15 protein-coding genes, 1 tRNA gene and 1 pseudogene are annotated in these 18,017 nt (G+C 50.2%); 8 read left to right on the plus strand and 9 right to left on the minus strand.

Translation table 11 applies throughout. The annotated features are described in order from the left end of the window. Positions 1 to 276 precede the first annotated feature (276 nt). Entirely contained in the window at positions 277 to 1,206 is a 930-nt protein-coding gene (locus tag METPAY_RS06805) for a hypothetical protein (RefSeq protein WP_048150546.1), read from the minus strand. Positions 1,207 to 1,349: 143 nt separating this feature from the next. Between METPAY_RS06805 and METPAY_RS06810 the strand changes: the two genes are divergently transcribed. From METPAY_RS06810 to METPAY_RS06825, 4 genes are all read left to right on the plus strand, one after another. Beyond that, positions 1,350 to 2,387 (plus strand): DUF3089 domain-containing protein, encoded by a 1,038-nt coding sequence (locus tag METPAY_RS06810; RefSeq protein WP_048150549.1) that lies wholly within the window; start codon positions 1,350 to 1,352, stop codon positions 2,385 to 2,387. Between the two features lie 136 nt (positions 2,388 to 2,523). Next, a complete protein-coding gene (locus METPAY_RS06815; RefSeq protein ID WP_048150550.1) occupies positions 2,524 to 3,411 on the plus strand; it encodes a metal ABC transporter solute-binding protein, Zn/Mn family in 888 nt (295 codons plus the stop codon). A gap of 38 nt (positions 3,412 to 3,449) precedes the next feature. Continuing rightward, a complete protein-coding gene (locus METPAY_RS06820) occupies positions 3,450 to 4,169 on the plus strand; it encodes a metal ABC transporter ATP-binding protein (protein WP_306413919.1) in 720 nt (239 codons plus the stop codon). Then, complete coding sequence (locus METPAY_RS06825; protein WP_048150555.1) at positions 4,166 to 4,996, plus strand: metal ABC transporter permease; 831 nt, start codon at positions 4,166 to 4,168, stop codon at positions 4,994 to 4,996. The genes METPAY_RS06820 and METPAY_RS06825 overlap by 4 nt, the downstream gene beginning before the upstream one ends. On the opposite strand, the gene METPAY_RS06830 is transcribed toward METPAY_RS06825, so the two are convergent. From METPAY_RS06830 to METPAY_RS06860, 7 genes are all read right to left on the minus strand, one after another. Then, positions 4,997 to 6,187 (minus strand): ABC transporter substrate-binding protein, encoded by a 1,191-nt coding sequence (locus METPAY_RS06830; protein WP_048150652.1) that lies wholly within the window; start codon positions 6,185 to 6,187, stop codon positions 4,997 to 4,999. Continuing rightward, on the minus strand, positions 6,177 to 8,093 hold the full coding sequence (locus tag METPAY_RS06835) for an Nramp family divalent metal transporter (RefSeq protein ID WP_048150558.1): 1,917 nt from the start codon (positions 8,091 to 8,093) through the stop codon (positions 6,177 to 6,179). Before METPAY_RS06835 ends, METPAY_RS06830 begins: the two co-directional genes overlap by 11 nt. 46 nt (positions 8,094 to 8,139) lie before the next feature. After that, positions 8,140 to 9,453, minus strand: coding sequence for a methyl-coenzyme M reductase glutamine C-methyltransferase (locus METPAY_RS06840; RefSeq protein ID WP_048150561.1), 1,314 nt, complete (start codon positions 9,451 to 9,453; stop codon positions 8,140 to 8,142). Positions 9,454 to 9,506: 53 nt separating this feature from the next. Beyond that, positions 9,507 to 10,778, minus strand: coding sequence for a PEGA domain-containing protein (locus METPAY_RS06845; protein WP_245611552.1), 1,272 nt, complete (start codon positions 10,776 to 10,778; stop codon positions 9,507 to 9,509). 145 nt (positions 10,779 to 10,923) lie between these two features. Then, the gene (locus METPAY_RS06850; RefSeq protein WP_048150567.1) at positions 10,924 to 11,463 is read right to left on the minus strand and encodes a hypothetical protein; all 540 of its coding nucleotides are present in this window, start codon (positions 11,461 to 11,463) and stop codon (positions 10,924 to 10,926) included. Between the two features lie 56 nt (positions 11,464 to 11,519). Further along, positions 11,520 to 12,596: an ABC transporter permease gene (locus METPAY_RS06855; RefSeq protein WP_048150569.1), complete on the minus strand. Its 1,077-nt coding sequence runs from the start codon at positions 12,594 to 12,596 to the stop codon at positions 11,520 to 11,522. Positions 12,597 to 12,598: 2 nt separating this feature from the next. After that, positions 12,599 to 14,407, minus strand: a complete 1,809-nt coding sequence (locus tag METPAY_RS06860) for an ABC transporter permease (RefSeq protein ID WP_048150572.1) — start codon at positions 14,405 to 14,407, stop codon at positions 12,599 to 12,601. Positions 14,408 to 14,485: 78 nt separating this feature from the next. On the opposite strand from METPAY_RS06860, the gene METPAY_RS06865 reads away from it, so the two are divergent. Continuing rightward, positions 14,486 to 15,379 (plus strand): ABC transporter ATP-binding protein, encoded by an 894-nt coding sequence (locus tag METPAY_RS06865; RefSeq protein WP_048150575.1) that lies wholly within the window; start codon positions 14,486 to 14,488, stop codon positions 15,377 to 15,379. 90 nt (positions 15,380 to 15,469) lie between these two features. On the opposite strand, the gene METPAY_RS06870 is transcribed toward METPAY_RS06865, so the two are convergent. Further along, positions 15,470 to 15,543, minus strand: a tRNA-Lys gene (locus METPAY_RS06870). 89 nt (positions 15,544 to 15,632) lie between these two features. On the opposite strand from METPAY_RS06870, the gene METPAY_RS06875 reads away from it, so the two are divergent. The 3 genes and pseudogenes from METPAY_RS06875 to METPAY_RS06885 form a co-directional block, all read left to right on the plus strand. Next, positions 15,633 to 17,099, plus strand: a complete 1,467-nt coding sequence (locus METPAY_RS06875) for a DHH family phosphoesterase (protein ID WP_048150579.1) — start codon at positions 15,633 to 15,635, stop codon at positions 17,097 to 17,099. Beyond that, positions 17,089 to 17,709 carry a 6-hydroxymethylpterin diphosphokinase MptE-like protein gene (locus METPAY_RS06880; RefSeq protein ID WP_048150583.1) on the plus strand — a complete coding sequence of 207 codons (621 nt, stop codon included), beginning with the start codon at positions 17,089 to 17,091 and terminating at the stop codon, positions 17,707 to 17,709. The genes METPAY_RS06875 and METPAY_RS06880 overlap by 11 nt, the downstream gene beginning before the upstream one ends. Next, a pseudogene (locus tag METPAY_RS06885) lies at positions 17,699 to 18,017 on the plus strand (radical SAM protein); the annotation flags it as partial. The gene METPAY_RS06880 and the pseudogene METPAY_RS06885, both read left to right, overlap by 11 nt.

Raw genomic sequence — 18,017 nt, forward strand, 5'->3', positions numbered from 1 at the left:
TCTGTAAGATCTTCACACTATTACTCATGACCAAAAACGTTATGAAACAAAGGTTTCATGGACTGTTTCATGTAAATTACAAAATGATCTTCATGTAAAACAGAAGATCCAAAAGAAAAACAGGGGCATTCGGCATCCCAAACCGGTCATGAACGGTAAAGATTTGTCATAAATGAATATGGCAGGGATCAGTTTTATCCTGATATCCCTGCAAAAAATTCCCGATTAATGCAAGTATTGAATTGTCTGTATTTTATCGGGCTGATTGCTCCCTGACTAACTATTTTCAACCTGGCCTTTAATTTCAAACTCGCATTTGTCATATGTATCGTCAATGTCGGCCGAATCTATCTCTTCGATAAGTGCCTCCGCGGCATCAGCACCTCTCAGTGCATAATTACCGCCGATATAGAAACCCGGTCCGTCTTCTTCCGTGGACTCTGTCCTGATTCCCGTGACAAGCACACCGTTTCCGGAAGAATCGTCCTCTGTAATGACGTTAAACTCATCGTTGTACATCGGGTGCTGGACAATTGCATAGTATTTCCCGTCTTCCATCTTCGCAGTCTCGTTTCCGTCGAGTACGTAGCTGTATGAGCCGTCATCTTCCGGTATTACTGTAACCATCGAACCGTTTTCGGCACCGTTCCAGTAATTGAAACCCAGGACCCATATGGCAACCGAATGCGGCATCCAACTGGCATTGCCGGTAATCACAAGCTCTTCGCCTCTTTGTACAACTGGTTCGGAAACCTGTACCGTAATAAACGGCCTCTGAATTGCGATCGATACGGAATCATATGTGCCTTTTGACAAATCTTCAATGTTATTCGGTTCGGTTACTGCAAATACAGTGTAGGTTCCCGGCTCAAAGTCTGTGACATTGAAAAGTACATATTTCCATGTGTCGTTATCAGCAACCGCAGCCCTGCTAAAGGTATCAACGTTTCCTGTTTCAGCCGCTGTACCGGGATCGTCAGGTTTGACACCGTTCGGGTCGATTAATGGTCCACAGATAAACAGGTACACGTAATCTGACACTGTATCCTCTCCAGAGAAAGTGATCACCTCTCCTTTATAGTATGAACCGTCTCCCGATGCCGTAATCGTAATCTGTTCCGACTGCCCCGCATCCGCCTGTACCGGGCAGATTACACAAAATATCGCTGCCGAGATTATCAGCAGAGAAATAATTTTGGAATTCATTCTAGCACCTCATTTTCATTTTTTTATAGATCATCCGTTATTTTAAGAGTACTGTGAGAGGATTCGACATATTCAAAACAACCTCAAAAACAAACTTATTTTAAATGTCGGGCCCAAAACGCGATTGTAAAAGTAACGGAGTGATGAATATCATATCAGGCGACGAACCCGGTCTTGAAGATCTCAGGGGGCAGGAGCTCGGCATACCGCAGAAGCTTCCTCCCTTCGACCCGGGCAAAGATGTACCAAAAGCCCCGGATTACTCTAATCCCGACTGCTGGCTTACGATGCCGGAGCACTTCACCAAAGAAAAGCAGCCGGTCGATGTCTTCTGGGTCTACCCGACGATCCTCTCCGACGATTCGACATACTTAATGGACCTCTCAGATCCCTGGCTTAGGGAGAAGGCCGAATGGACGCTTGTCGAGCAGGCCAGCATATTCGACGGGCAGGCGAATATATACGCTCCATTCTATAGGCAGAACAACGTGAAGATCAATCCCCTGATGCTCACCGCTGCAAAGCCGATATTCAGCCTCGGCCAGCAGGATCTTATAGCCGCATTCGACTACTTCATGAAGAATTTCAACCGCGGCGAGAGGCCCGTAATCATTGCCGCCCACAGCCAGGGGTCGGTCAGAACAGTAGAACTTGCAAAGGCCGGTGAACTCATGTTCGGTGACGAAGAATCATTAGAGAAGCTTGTTGCCGCCTATACAATCGGCTATTCGATAACACAGGAGGATCTCGACATAAATCCGCTGATGAGGATCAGCGAAGACGCGACAGATACCGGGTGCTTCATCCTCTACAATACGATATCGGATGAGAAGGACAAGGAAAAAGAGGGTCCGACGATCATCCGCGGAACCTTTGTAGTAAATCCCCTCAACTGGAGATGCGACGAAGAGTTTGCCCCTGCCGGGATGAACGCCGGGGCGGCATTCTTCAGGCACGAAAATCCCGCAAACCCGGCAAGGTACCCCAACTTCGCCGCCGCACAAAAAGTCGGAAACGCACTGGTGATAACCGATATATCAAATCCTGAAGAGCTCCCTGCAACGAGCGTCACCTTCCCTAAAGGAGTATACCACATGTACGATTACGCGATATTCTACGAAAACCTGAGAAAAAATGTAGCGGATCGGATCGATGCATACATGGAGAAAAACCGCGCCTGAATATCAATCAGGAATCGGTTTTTCATCATATTTTGAATCATTTTCCGCGGATGGCAGAAATCCGAAAAAACCACCAGCAACACTTATATCAATCAGCTCTCATCTTATTCTGTAAAATAAAACCGGAAGCGATTATGTGCATTGCTCTGTAAAAGGTCTGATTTTAACAGCGATAATTCTCATTCCATTTGCACTCTCATGCGGGTGCACCGGAGGAGAGGACAGCTCCGCATCAGCCGGCGGGGAGAAAGTAAAAGTGACGGTAACCATCCTTCCGCAGGAGCAGTTCGTCGAAAGTGTCGGCGGGGACAACGTCGACGTATTCGTCCTCGTCCCGCCCGGTGCCGATCCGCACTCATACGAACCGACACCATCTGATCTCGCCGAGGTTTCGGATTCGGATCTCTATGTTATTGTCGGTTCGGGAATCGAGTTCGAGTTAACATGGCTCGACAAGCTAAAGGAGCTGAACCCCGGAATAACAATAATCAATTCGTCTGAAGGCGTAGACCTGGTATACAGCGACACCGAAGGCGGTGCCGACCCGCATATCTGGCTCTCTCCCGGGAATGCAGTGAAGATGGCTGAAAACATCCGTGACGGCCTTTCGTCATTCGATCCGTCCGGGACAGATTATTATACCGCAAACGCAGCAGCATATATCGGCGAACTCGAAGATCTCGATAGCGAAATTTCGGATGAGATCAACGCATCAGGTGTTAAGGTCGTCATGGTCTCCCATCCTGCATGGACATACTTCGCCCGCGATTACGACCTCAAGCAGATCGCAATCTCAGAGGAGGGAAAAGAGCCGACCCCCGCCGGAATAAAAGAGCTCGTCGACGAGGCAATAGAAAACAACGTGAGCACGATATTCGTATCCCCGGAGTTCAGCTCCACGGATGCGGATGCGATAGCAGCAGAGATCGACGGCAAAGTTGCCATTGTCGATCCGCTCGCCGAAGATTATCTCGGGAATATGAGGACGGTCTCCAAAGCATTTTCAGGAGGAGATGACTCATAACAGAGCCAATTGTAGAAGTAAAGAACATCTCGCTGAAGATGAACGGCCACGTCATTATCGATGACGTGTCAATCGACATTTATCCCGGTGAGTTCCACGCGATAATCGGGCCGAACGGCGGGGGCAAGACAACTCTCCTGAAGGTAATCCTTGGGCTCATAACCCCCGATTCGGGCACTGTCAGGATCAACGGCGGAGACCTGAAGGACAATCGTTCGGTCCTCGGCTACGTCCCCCAGTTTCGGACATACGATTTCTCATATCCGATAACCGTTGGAGAGATGGTCCTGACCGGGAGACTCGGCCATATCAGGGGTGTCAGAAAGAGCTATAGGCAGGAAGACCGGGATGCGGCCGAGAAGGCGATGGAGATAATGGACATCTCCCGTTATTCCGGGAACAGCATCGACGAGCTCTCCGGCGGTGAGCAGCAGAGGGTGATGATCTCCCGTGCGCTCGCGGGCGAGCCGAAGGTGCTCCTTCTCGACGAGCCGACTGTCTATATAGACTCCCCGACCGCGGAAAAATTCTTCGAGCTCCTGCTCTCGCTCAGGGATCGGATGGCGATCGTAATGGTGACGCACGATATCGGTTCGCTCACCCCCGAGGTAGACAAGGTCGCATGCCTCAACAAAAAGATCTACACCCATCACGATAACGAGATCACCGATGATATGCTCCTTTCGGCATACGGGTGTCCGGTCGACGTGATCGCACACGGCGTCCCGCACAGGGTGTTCAGGGGGCATGACAAATGAGCGTCATCACGATTCTCGGGTATGAGTTCTTCAGGAACGCCCTTCTCGCCGGGGTCATTGCAAGCATAGTATGCGGGGTGATCGGCTCGTTCGTAGTGATCAAGAGAATGGTCTCCCTTGCGGGAGGAATCTCTCATTCGGCGTTCGGCGGAATAGGTCTCGGCTACTATCTCGGCATAGACCCGATCGTTGGTGCGGCAGGATTTGCCGTTGCCTCTGCTGCCGCAATCGGTCATGTAAGGAATACCGCCCACCAGAACACCGATACGATGATAGGCGCGATATGGTCCGGCGGAATGGCTCTCGGTATACTGTTCGTGTACCTCACGCCGGGATTTGCACCCGACCTGATGAGCTATCTCTTCGGAAACATCCTTCTCGTTCCCTTCAGCGAGATCGTAATGATGGCCTGCCTTGTTGCGGTCATACTGCTCTCGGTGTTTCTCTTCTACAACCAGCTCGTTGCCGTAACGTTCGACGAGGAGTACGCCTCCCTGATGAATATCAACTCGAAGGCGGTCATGATCTTCCTGCTGGTCTTAACGGCTCTTACAGTCGTGGTCCTGATACAGGTCGTGGGCGTAATCCTTGTAATCGCCCTTCTTGCACTTCCCGTTGCAATCAGCAGGGAGTTTACCGGAAAATTGGGCCACATGATGGTGCTCTCGGCCATCCTGGGCATGATCTTTACGACCGGGGGGATATTCGCTTCGTACTTCTTCGACATACCTTCAGGGGCGACGATAATTATCCTTGTTTCACTTGTCTATCTGATACTGGTGATCTCGAAGAGGATTAAAGAAAAGAGAAAGGTATTCGGAACCTGATCAGTGGCTTTTCTGATTATTCTCCGATCCGTAGAGGATCTCGTTCCACCGTATCTGGAACCATTCCCCGTCCTGCACCTGGAGGACATCGTAGGACGGGTAAATATCCCCGTTTTCATCGAATGATTTCGCACCGCAGACGCCTACGTACCTGATCTCCTTTAATCCTTCGCTGATGGCATCGGGTTCATAGCCCTTCGCCTCTATTACCTGTGATATTATCATCATCGTGTCGTAGCCGTAGGGAACGGGCCAGTCTACGTAGGATTTGTTGTATTCCTCCATATAGCGCCCGGCAAATGACTCGGAGATGATATGGTTTGCCTGCATCGTCGCGATCATTCCTTCGGAATAGTCCCCTGTGCTTTTTATCAGTTTGTCATCGATCAGGGCCTCCGATCCGATCCATATAGTATCTTCCATTCCCTGGAGCTTCGCCGCGTTCATTATCATCGCAGCCTCTTCCTGGTAGCTGATAAGAACCACTGCGTCGGGGTTGCCCTCCTTCAGTGCAAGGGCGATATCCGGGTAATTTTCCATGTCTTCCGAAAATTCTATCTCCTGGGTTAGATTGCCGCCCTTCTCCCTGAAAGCTTCCATGAAAGCCTCTGCGAGAGCAGTACCGTAATCGTTGTCCATGAATACGACGGATACGTTCTCCGCCTCAGGGTAGAGCGACATCAGGACCTTTGCAATACCCCTTCCCTGGTAGGTGTCCGAGGATATCGTCCGGAATACGTAGTTTTTGTACTGCGAAAGATCCGGAGATGTAGCTCCCGGGGATACCAGCACTATTCCGGCCTCCTCCGCAAGAGGGGCTATCTTCAGCGTATTCGTACTCGAAGCATCCCCTATTATGACGCTTAGTCCCATATCTGCGAACCTTTTGAAACCGAATATCGCGATGTTGGGTGTTCCGAAGGTGTCCTGGTATTCGGCACGGACGGGAACTCCGCGTATTCCCCCTTCGTCATTGATATCGGCGATGGCCATATCGATACCTTCCTTAAAGCCGACCCCGTACTCCTCCATGTTCCCGGAAAACGGGAGAAGGACACCTATGACGATCTCGTCCTCCGGTACCTCCCCTGTTTTGAGGATCGTACATCCCGAAGAAAGGATCGCAGCAGTTACAATGAAAACGATCAATGCCGATCTCAGGAGCATTTCCTGCCTGAATTCAGTTCTCATCTTCATCGCCCTCCTTCTGCTTTTCTTCGATCACTTTCTTCTTCAGCGGCCAGTAGTCATGCAGGCGGCTGCCTGAGATTTTTAAGAGATATACGAATATCAGAAGACCAGCTATATTCGCGGTGATCATCGGCAGCAGCGACGTATCGATGACCATAAGATATTGTTCGAGGGTGATGTCTGCTACGAATAGCGGAACAAACAGCAGAATATGAACACACTCTACGATTATTGCAAGCAGTGCGGCCCTGTAATATGTGATCTGCCCCCTGTAGATATGGCAGTATATGCCCGCGAACAACCCTGCAAATATAGTTCCTGCCATACAGGGGACCGTTGTCCAGCCGCCGATAGAATAGCGGTATACGGCACCGATAATCCCAGACAATAACCCTACAACAGGCCCGCCGAGAAGGCCGGCAATCATCGGCCCGAGATCCCTGAAGTTGACGATAAGGCCCCCGTATTCGATGCCGCGATAGGTTCCGTAGATCGAGATCGCACCGAAGATCGCAATGGTCCAGATTTTGTCGAGCAGATCCGCCCTGCCTTCGATTAATTTCGTGAAAAGTTCTGTCTTCGAGAGTATATAGAGGACAAATGCAATGAAGAGAATTCTTTCAACGAGAGGAAGGCCGAATTCGAGGATAGCATTCTCAAGGGTCAGTGCAATATACAGGAACACGAAACAGCCGATTCCCATCACGGTCAGCCAGAGCCTGCTGCCCCTCGAGTACTTCGGCAGTTTCCTGTCCAGGTAGATTATCACAAAACCGAATGCGGCAAATATTATCGATGCGATTGCAGCGGAATGCCTGAGGAGAAGCATCGGGTCAGTAAAGTAGTAGAACGAGATTATGATGATCGCCGCAAATAATACCAGGCATCCCCTGTAGAGGATCTTTTCATCCGTTTTCAGTCTCAAAGCACCCTTGATCATCCTAGAAACGGCTCTCGCCCTACCATCCATCCCCGATATCGCTGCACCGAACATTATGATGTACCCGAAGACCAGGAAGACGGTAATCCCGTAGGGGATCGTGCCGACTATGTAGAGGACCTGCGAGATTATCGCCTCCGTCGTTACCTCCTCGCCGTGGCCCAGGTAGGATACGACGAATCCGCTTACTCCCAGCCCGATAAAGACCAGTGTTATAAAACCGACAAGCGAGAAGGCCAGGACGAGATCCAGGTTGATGCTTTTGATATATCGCCGGAAGAATTTCTCCCCACATTCTCCGCCTGTCTTCTCGTGGAGCCACACGGAGTACAGAAGTATATTAAGGCCCGACCCGATCGATCCCATCAGTGCCATGATCGTAACCGCAGATCCCGGAGGGATCGTCGGAATGCACCCGTCGAGGATCGCCGGCCCGTGAAGATAGAACTGAGAGAGGACGACAATTATGCCGGCAAAGAGTAGGACTGCGATTATTATGACTATCTTTTCGATCCTTTCATAGGAGTCCTTCCACAGCAGGAACATGATAACGGCAAGAGAGATTATTGCAAGAAGCCACGGGGGATTCAGGCCGGGGATGAGATAATCGAGAAAGATCCCGCCCATGAGGAGCATCCCGGCAAATGCGAACATCTCGAGCAGGTAGATTATAAGAACAAAATATGCAGTCCAGTTCTTCGGCCCCGGTATCTTCCGGAGGCCGTCGAATATTGTCTCACCTGTCGCGAGGGTATATCGTGCGATTCCGGTAGTAAATGCGAATTTGAATATCAGGGTAATTATAACGACCCAGATCAGTTCGAATCCGTAATGGGCGCCCGATGCAATAACCTCAGTAAGGCCGCTCTCTCCTGCGGCAGCAATCGCAAGAAGAAGGCCTGGTCCGAGAAAAAGTAAATAATCAGAATATCTTGATTTTAGCTTACCGATGATACCCTGAATCATATCCTGTCAATAGTTATGATAACACGGCGCTGATAAGAATTTTGATCTATCCACCGTAATACTTCCTCAAAACCGCAGTTGCCCGCCTGATATCGTCCCCGTCCTTCCTGACATTTTTAAGATAGATATCGAAGATATCGTTTGTAACGGGCCTCATGTTCGTCCTGAAGAGATCGGCATGCATCATCAGGTCGAACGATCTCGCCTCGGCCTCCGTGATCTTTAAGGCCTTGTATTCGCCGGTGTGAGGGACAAAGACAGGGTTCTCTTCATCAGGAGTCCGTAGAACGAGATCTGCAAGAGGAGTCTTTGGGATCGGTTCTGCGATCGAGATGAAAACATCGTCCAGCTGGTTCATGGTGATGAAGTCCTTCGTCATCTCATAGTCCTCTTCCGTCTCGCCGGGATAACCGACGATGAAACTGCCTGCCGCCTTCAGCCCGTGCTCGTGGCATGCGGCTACTGCCTCTGCGGCCTGATCTGCAGTCGCCCCCTTGCCCATCTTCTTCAGGACCCTGTCGCTTCCCGATTCGAGGCCGAAGAAGATCCAGCCTATCGTGTAGTTGCGAATAGCTTCGAGGATATTGTCGGATATGCAGTCCACCCGTATATCCGGCGACGAGATATTCTTAGGGCCCATAATCTCCGCCATTCCTTTCATCAGTTCGATAAACTTCTCCTCGTTGATCTCTCCGTTCTTATACTGGAACAGCGATCCCGTTCCGCCTGAGACCGAGAGTCTCTTCGCCCCTCTCTTTTTGAATTCCCTGACCTCTTTAAGGATATCCTCTATGCTCCTGCTCTGGATATCCCTCCCAAAGTAACGTGGAACCTGGCAGAATGTACACCCTCCGGTACAGCCCCTGTGCGTCTCTATATATGCGGATGCACCCCTGATATCCTGCGACCCGATGTCAGGAGGTATCAGCGGGAGGGGCCTCTTATTTACATCGACTCTTTCGGCCTTTCCGGTGAATACGATATCACCGCCGTCGTCATAGAATGCAAGGCCGGGGCAGTCGTCGGAAACACCATTTCTGGCGAGTCTTCTTACCGTCTCCTCGCCCTCTCCAACACATACACAGTCCGGCTCCAGTTCCCCCAGAACCATCTCGAAGTACGCGGAAACCGGGCCTCCGACGTACACCTTTCCCCCCTTTGACCTGTGATCCTTTACCAGCTTTTTGATCTCGTCAGAGAGAAGATGCTGGGTGGAAAAAAGGCTGAGCATCAGAGTCTCTTTCGGCTTTACGCTCACTTTCGTGCTCAGGCTGACATTGTATCCCTCGTCCCTCAGGATGCCGCCGATAAGCATGGCCCCGTAGGTGTAGATGTCCGGGGAGACAACGGTGAATTTCATCTGGTAAAATCTCTGGTTTGAAGATAAAAAAAGTGTGCCGGATTAGATCCGGGTCACTGCCTTCTTGCTATAAGCGCAAAAGCTGCAGCGCCGATTATTCCTGCTGCAATTATCGAGAATATGCCTACTCCCGTCTGGGTCGGTGACGATGACGGAACAAGCGATCCCTGGACAGTCGAGGTTGCGCCGGCGTTGACGGTGGCACTCACTGTGGAGTCGGTGTACCCGGTGAGCGAGAACTTCACGCTGTACTCGCCGGTATCAAGAGTCAGGGAGAGAGGAGCGATTCCCCTGTATTCATTGTTGATGTAAACGTTTGCCCCGGTCGGGTTGGATGTTATATCCAGCGTGCCGGTTGTTGTTGTCGATACAGGCGTAAGGGGCATCGTAACGGTTGCAACTCCCCCTCCCTGGACAGTGGTCTGAACTGTTGAAGTCTGGTACCCGCTGAGCCTGGCCGAAATCGTGTGGCTGCCGGACTCTACGTTCTGGATTATGTAGCTGCCGGAATACGGGGTCACGCCTTCGTAGGCACCGTCAAGGTAGATATATGCCCCGCCGGGTGTCGATGAGACCGAGATTGTTCCGGTTGAAGGGTTGGGTATCTGGTTCAGGATCTGGCTGACCGATGTAGTCTGGCCGGCATACACAGTTACCTGCCCGCTCCATTCGTAATAGCCGGATTTCTCCAGTTCAACCATATGACCGCCCTTTACAACACCGGAGATTGTCATAGGTGTCGTTCCCTGGTAATTTCCGTCAAGATAAACGGAGGCGCCTGAAGGTGTCGATCTTACACTGATCGATCCGTATTTCTCAACTGACGTCAGGGTAGCATAGACTGTAGTCGTTCCCCCGCCGCTGACCGACGTTGTTGTGGACCAGTCTTCATATCCGCTCTTCTGGACCAGAACTGAGTGGGATCCGGTGGAAAGACCTGTAATGCTCTGAGGTGTTCTGCCGTAGTATGTCCCGTCTATGTAGACCATCGCATTTGCGGGCGAAGACTGGACATAGATAGATCCTGTTGTGGGTGTGTTCGGGTTCAGGGTCAGGTAGTAATCATTGGTATTTCCTGCGGAAGGAACGCTGAGACCAATTACATTGCTGTTGCTGTAACCACTTTTTGCAGCGTACGCAGTACTCGGCATGCTCGACGGGCTTCCGTCAAGGTAGACCGTGTAGGTATACTGCTGGTTGACCGTCGTCCCCACTGCATTTCCGTTGATATAGATCGTGGCCCCGTCCACGTTCGTGTGGAATGTCAGCCATCCGACCTGGTTCCCTACGATCTCTTCTGCAGAGACAGCGGATGCAGTTATCATCAGAATCACCAGAATGGTAATTCCTCCAATCACCAATTTTTTCGACATAATAATCAGAGGGTATTATAACCCGCAAGCTTTTATTAATTGTGCTTTGAAAAAGGGGAATTGTATATTGAAACCCCTGCTAAGCTCTGCAGGTCCTTTACTTTCTCCTGTAAAATTTTACCAGCATGAATAATCCCGCAAGAGACCCGATTACCAGCAGTATCTCTCCCGGGGATGATTCGGTGGCAACCGAAGGGTCGATGACCTCGACCTCTTTCGAGACATATGTTCCGTCTTTCAGCTTATCCACGCCGCCGTCGTCGGTAGATACATATATTGTGTAGGTTCCCTGTTCGAGGCCTCCGATAATCAGTCCGGTATCCCAGGAATAGTCCCAGGTCGGCCCGGAGAGGTATTTCTGTTCATACGGAAGCCTTCCGTTCCTGATGTCCCCGACAAGTGCGGTTCCCTTCGAAGGAAGATCTACTCCTGTCAGGTAGATATAAATGGTCTTTGAATCGGTACCGGCTACCGTTCCCTTGATCGAAACGATGTCGCCGATAGTGATAACATCACTGGAGACGTTGATCGTCAGTTTATCCGAAGACGCAGAGGCCGCCGCAGACACCGTTCCGGACAGTGCGATAAAAGCAGTGGCTATAACTGCAATTATAAGAATAGTTCTCCCAAAACCCATCTTAATCAGTCCTTTGATTATACTATACAGTATCTTATCCGTCTATTTACCTTGTTTCATTTTATCGCCATATCGCGGATCTGCTCTGCATATTTCGTCATCAGGAATCCAAGCAATATGGCGACGAGGATCATCAGTGCCAGTATAATCCAGTGTTCAGGCCCGATAGATCCTACCGAAAGGAGGACTATGAGATTTCCGGGATTCATGGGGAAAGCGAGTGCAGCAATTATCACTACGACGAGAGCGGTTGAAAATACGAACTGTGCATTCGTCCTTTCGCGGTATCTTAGAGCCGTGAGAGCCCCGAGCATGATTATTATCAGCGAGGCGACGGATACATGGAGTATAATCGGTATCACTCCTTCCACCTGTATCCCGTTTGCAATCAGGAGGATCAGCCATCCTGTCACCTGTACTGGCACTATGAGGAAACAGCACAGGATCTTCCCCCAGATCACCTCGGGGAACGTGATCGGAGCCGACATCAGCGTCTCCAGAGTATCCTTCTGGTATTCTTCGGTGATGAGATCGATGATCATGGCGCCCGAGATTATTGCGGGCATCAGCACCAGGAGCGGGATCAGCAGGCCGTATACGAACTCATAGAAATCCGCAGAGGCGTCTGCTTCCGGCAGGTTCAGGGGTACCGGTGTATTCTCGATACGATAGCTCCGGATATCACGCAGGCGGTCCTCATATTCGAGGAATGTATTCTTCAGCCTGGCGTTTACAATACTCGACTGGATGTCGTTTTCTATCGTATAGGTGGTTACTTTTATCGGAATGTCCGCGTATTCCGACGTATCCGGGGCCCAGACGACCGCCGCCAGTTTTCTCTCCTTGAGCAGGGCAACTCCGTCGGACAGAGACACTTCGTAGACTACGAAATCCCTGTCGTTCTTCAGGTGATCGAGAAGGGGCGTGTCGTTTCCGACATATCCTATGGGGTACCTGAAGTGTGAATAGCTGCTTATCGCGTCGGGGTTGTACATCGATGCGAGCCCTACAAGCAGGAATGACGAGAACATCGCAATGAATACCTGGAGGATGATCGCGAGTATGATCGTCTTCTCGCTGACGAGTCCCGACATTTCCTTCTTTGCAATTATTTTGAGATTTCCGGAATTCATCTTCAGATACCCCCGAAGAATATGAAGTATGTATTATAGGCCGTATGTACAAGGGTCGCAGCCAGAAGAGCGGGGATGTATGCCCTTCTCCCGCCGAATTTCAGGATCACCGCCGTTGTGAAGATTCCTGCGAAGTGCAGGGTCAGCGGCATCCAGAGAACCTGGAGGCTTGTGAACATGATCTCCCCGAAGACCGATTCGGAGATCTCCGCCAGCGTTGCGAACAGGAGAAGCTTTTCTCCTGCAAGGAATCCTGCCGCAACGGCAAGGGAGGCGACCGCGATGTTCTTCCATGTGAGCCATTCCGGCCTGTCGTACGCTATAGTGTAGATGCCTATCGATTTTGCGAACTCCTCGATAAAAGCCGCTGAGACGAGCATCAAAATGAGGGATGTCGGCATCGGGAGGTTGAAGAAGAGGACGAGGCACATCAGCTGCGCCATGAACACGAACGGGATGGTGAGTGCAGCGATCAGCAGCAGGGATGTATTAGTCCATCTCCGTGAGATTATGGTGCTGATGAACTCCCTTATGCGTGCCATCAGTTTGTTGTAGCTGAAGAGCCTTTCCTCGCTGAAGTTCTTTGCCGAGATGTAGAAGATGACCGCACTTGTAAGGAAGAATAGTGCGGTAGAGTAGACATAGTCGAGACCTGTATAACTCTCCCCTTCAAGGGTCATGATCACAAGGGTCAGGGGTGAGACCTTTCCGATGATATGGATGTTGGCAAAGATGCTCGGGAAGAAGATGTAGGATGTGGCGACGGTTGAGAAGAAGATGGATATGAACGAGAGCTCCTTGAAGCTCCTCGCCAGCATCCCTATCAAAAGCGCGAATGCGAGGAAGAAGAGAATTACCGGAAATATAGGGAGTAGTATCAGGAATTCCCCGCCCGTGAATGCCGTAAGGACCACGGTGATTCCCAGCATCATGAGGAAATAAGGCAGGCCTTTTCCCGTGATGATCTGCCATCCTGATAGCGGGGCGGAGAGAAGCGCTTCACCGCTTCTTTCGATCCTTTCGTTCATTATGCTCATCATGTAGAACTGAGACGTGAAATAGAGCGGGAATATGAAGACGAAGACCAGTATTATCGAGTCGAACGGGAGTGACGGGGACATCTGAGAGGGGATCTTGTATTCCAGTTCGATCCCTTCACCGCTGATCACATCCGAATACCTGCTGAGCTGGTCGTCCTGCCCCTCCCCTGCGATAAGTTCATTTCTGAGCTCTTCTATCGAGATGTCGATATCACCCGAAGGCGGGGAGATGTATCCTCCCGGGTTATCGGGAGTCGGAATTTCGTTCGGGTTGAGACGATAGTAACCCATTGTGCCAATCTGCGTAGCGGTGAAGTCGAGCTCGCTCTCTACGGTCTGCTCCTCGATCCAGAGAGGATATGCCGCGAAGAGGTCTCTTTCCCTGTTGTAAAGTGCAATTTTGTAATTTGAATAGTCTTTATCGAATGCCTTCAGTGCAGCCATTCCTTTGTCGGTATCGGCTGCATAGACATTGCCGCCTGATACGATCAGATCGAATCCCGAAGGCCGGCTTCCTTGGGGGATTGAATAAACCGTAAATCTCGAATCGCCTAAAAGAATCGCCGATGCGGTGTCGGAATCCGATCCTGCCGTATAGATCTCGTCCTGGAGGTGAAGTCCGCTTTGCTGGGTCAGGCCCGTTGCACCGATGAGAAGTACAAAGAGTATTATTGCGACGGGAAGGATGTCCCTGCTCATGGTTCCTGAAAAGCGCTTCAGTTCCCATTTTGCAATAGTGGCTACCTCATTGAACCATTGTGCAACGCCCAAAAAACACCTCCCTCTTCGTAATAATTAGTGATATAATAAGCTTTATTAAGGTTCTGGCAAAAAATAACGCTGTTTGATATGATTAAAGCCCGATCGATAGTCAAAGATTACAACGGTTTCCATGCCCTCGACGGTGTCAGTTTCGAACTTGACGATACCGGGATATTCGGCATAATAGGTCACAACGGAGCGGGCAAGACTACACTCCTTAAGATAATGTCCGGGCTGATAGCTCCCACATCGGGGGAGCTTGAGATCGGAGGAATAGACGTAGTCAAAAACCCTGACGCCCTCAAGGAGAGGCTTGGATATCTTCCCGAAGAGTCGAGGCTTTACGAGACTATGAACGTGAAGGGTTACCTTTCATTCTTCGGCGAGATCTATGGGCTTTCACCCGATAAAATAAAAGAGAGAAGCGATACACTCCTCAACCGCCTGAATCTCGACGCAGGGAATAAAAAACTGGGCGAACTCTCCAAGGGAATGAAGAGAAAAGTGGCGATCGCAAGATCCCTGATCCATGATCCGTCTTTTCTTGTGTATGACGAACCTACCTCAGGGCTTGACCCGATGACATCCCGCTACATCAGCGAGTTCCTGATGAGTATGAAGAAGGAGAATAAAAAAACCATCCTGTTAAGCGCTCATAATCTCTACCAGGTCGAGGAGGTATGCGATCAGATCATGATTCTGCAGAGGGGCAGGATCGTCGCACTCGGCTCAATGGATGAACTCAGAGATGAATACGGTTCGATCTCCTACAGCGTGGAATTCATGGCGGATGATGTTAAGGAGTTTGAGGAGTGCATGGATCATTACGACAAGGTGGGTGAAGTCTATCTTGGCACAGTTACCGATATCGAATCCCTGAACATGCTCACCGAAAGGATCACATCCTCGGGCGGCAGGGTAAAAAAGATCGAATCGCACTACCCGAGCCTTGAGGACATGCTGGTCCAGATAGGGGACTAAAAAAATCCAATTTTATACTAAAAAATTTCTGAATAAAAATCATCAGAGATTTCTTTATTCTCTAAAAATTCTGCAAAAATGTTACAAAAACGGGCCTGAAGGGATTTGAACCCCTGGCCTACGGATTAAGAGTCCGTCGCTCTGCCTGACTAAGCTACAGGCCCATACATTGTGCTTTATTGAGTGGTTCTTATTTCAAAATAAACGTTTCGGAAATCGCCTAAATACATGTAGAAAGATAATGTAGTAATAGATGCCCGATAGCCTGCAGAATGGATCGAAGGACAGGATCAAATATATCGTCCTCGGATGCGGTAGCATTGGATATAATGTAGTTGAGAATCTTGTCCGTGATTCCGAACAGGTAATTGTCATTGACAGTGATGTAAAGAGAGTTGAAGACCTCAGGGACCAGAATTTCGACGCTATTGTCAGGAACATTACCGACCCGGGTTTCCTGAACGATCTGCCACTGCCGGAGGTCGTTTTTGTCCTCTCCAATGACAAGAATGCGAATCTTGAGGCTGTTAAAAGGATAAAGGAGAAATATCCGTCGGTTTATGTTGTCGCAAGAGCGGTGGACAAACTCAGTCTCTCTCTCCTCGAGCAAGCGGGCGCGGATATCGCCCTCTATCCCCAGGAAGTCTTTGCAAAGAACGTGGTTCATCTTACAAGGAGACTTCATTCGTCGAGGCTTGCGAGAAAGCTATATCATTTTCTTTCGGAAATGGAGGGAACTCTTGGAATTGTCCTCCATACTAATCCTGATCCCGACTCGATATCGAGTGCAATGGCTCTTTGCGCGATAGCAAAGGATGTTACTGACAAACAGCTCAACTGCCGGATATTATACGACGGCAAGATCGGGCACCAGGAAAATCGCGCATTCGTAACTCTCCTGGATATCGAAATGGAGAAGGCCACCGCAGAGGCGATAGACGAGTGCGATTATATCGCTCTTGTCGATTCGTCTGCACCGGGAGAGAACAACGCGCTTGAGCCGGGAAAAGAGATCGATATTATTGTCGATCATCACCAGCTCCCCGACCAGAATCCGAGGCCGGGGCGTTTTGTTGATGTGAGGCCAAGTGCCGGTGCAACTGCATCAATCATGACGCAATACATCCAGGAACTGGGTGTAAACATCGACCAGAAGGTCGCAACTGCTCTTTTATATGGTATCCGTGCGGATACAAAAGAATTTACAAGAAACACAACTCCCCAGGACCTGAATTATGCCGCTTTTCTCCTTCCGCTGACAGACAGCGACCTTCTTTCAAAGATTACATCCCCGTCGATGGCCCTCGAAACGCTCGAAGCGCTTGGCGATGCGATAAAGAACAGAAAACTCCAGAGTGGTTACCTGTTCACAAACGTCGGCTATGTAAGGAACAGGGATGTAATCCCGCAGGCGGCCGATCTTCTTATACAGCTTGAGGGCGTGAATACGGCGATTGCATACGGTATCGGCGATGACAGCATCACGATATCCGCACGCAACAAGGATATCCGCCTACATGTGGGAAATGTCCTGAAGGATGCGTTCTCGGATATCGGTGAGGCGGGCGGCCATGCGAATATGGCAGCCGCAAGAATACCGCTGAACTCATTTTCAATGGTAAAGAACAAAGAAGAGCTATTGTCTCTGGTTATCGATCCCATTCTTGAAAAATTCGCGGACCAGGTGGGTCTGGGCAAAGAAGAATCAAATGAGATATGAAGAGTGGGAGCCTCATTACACGAGGATTCTCGATTTTTTCGGATTTGATCCGGCCGATGACGACAAGGCTGCGCATTTCGCATCCGAATTATCTTCGAAAGACGATCTCTCTCTCCTTAAGGATGTGTGCTCCGGGAAAGTCGTTACCGTGTGCGGCAACGCGCCGTGCCTTAAGGACGATTTGCACCTGATCGAAGGTACTGTGATCGCAGCAGATGCCGCCGCCGATCTATTGTATAAAAACGGAATCCGTCCGGACGTTGTCTTTACTGATCTCGACGGCTGCGAAGACTCGTTTATCGAAATGAACTTCGAAGGCACCATTATGGTAGTCCATGCTCATGGCGACAATATTCCTCTCCTTAAGAAGTGGATTCCTCTCTTTGAAGGATCGCTCGTTCTTACGACGCAGGGGAAACCTTTTGGGAATGTCCATAATTTCGGCGGATTTACCGACGGCGACCGTGCGATCTTCGCCGCTGAGGAGCTTGGCGCGTCACAGATACGGATCATCGGTTTCGACCTGGACGATTGCAGTGTAAACCCGGTGAAGCGCGGGAAACTGATGATTGCCCGCGATCTCTTGAAGGAGATCGGATATGACCTCTAAGGCAGTAATCATCGACGGTTACATCGATGAGCCGGCATGTTTCGGTGTTCCGCCTTACATATCTCCGTATATCCGTTATGCGGCTGGTGCATTTGAGAAGAACCGGATCTCTGCCGACTATCTCACAATCGACCAGGTAAGAAAAGATCCGTATCTCCTCCAGAGAGCACAGAATGCCGACTATGTACTCCTTATTACCGGAGTGTCGGTTCCGGGGAAATATCTCGGCGGAACACCTGCGAAGGCCGCCGAGATCCTCCAGATCGGCTCGTCACTAAATAAGCCGGCAACGATGGTCGGCGGGCCGG

The organism is Methanolacinia paynteri (assembly GCF_000784355.1).
GTDB lineage: Archaea > Halobacteriota > Methanomicrobia > Methanomicrobiales > Methanomicrobiaceae > Methanolacinia > Methanolacinia paynteri.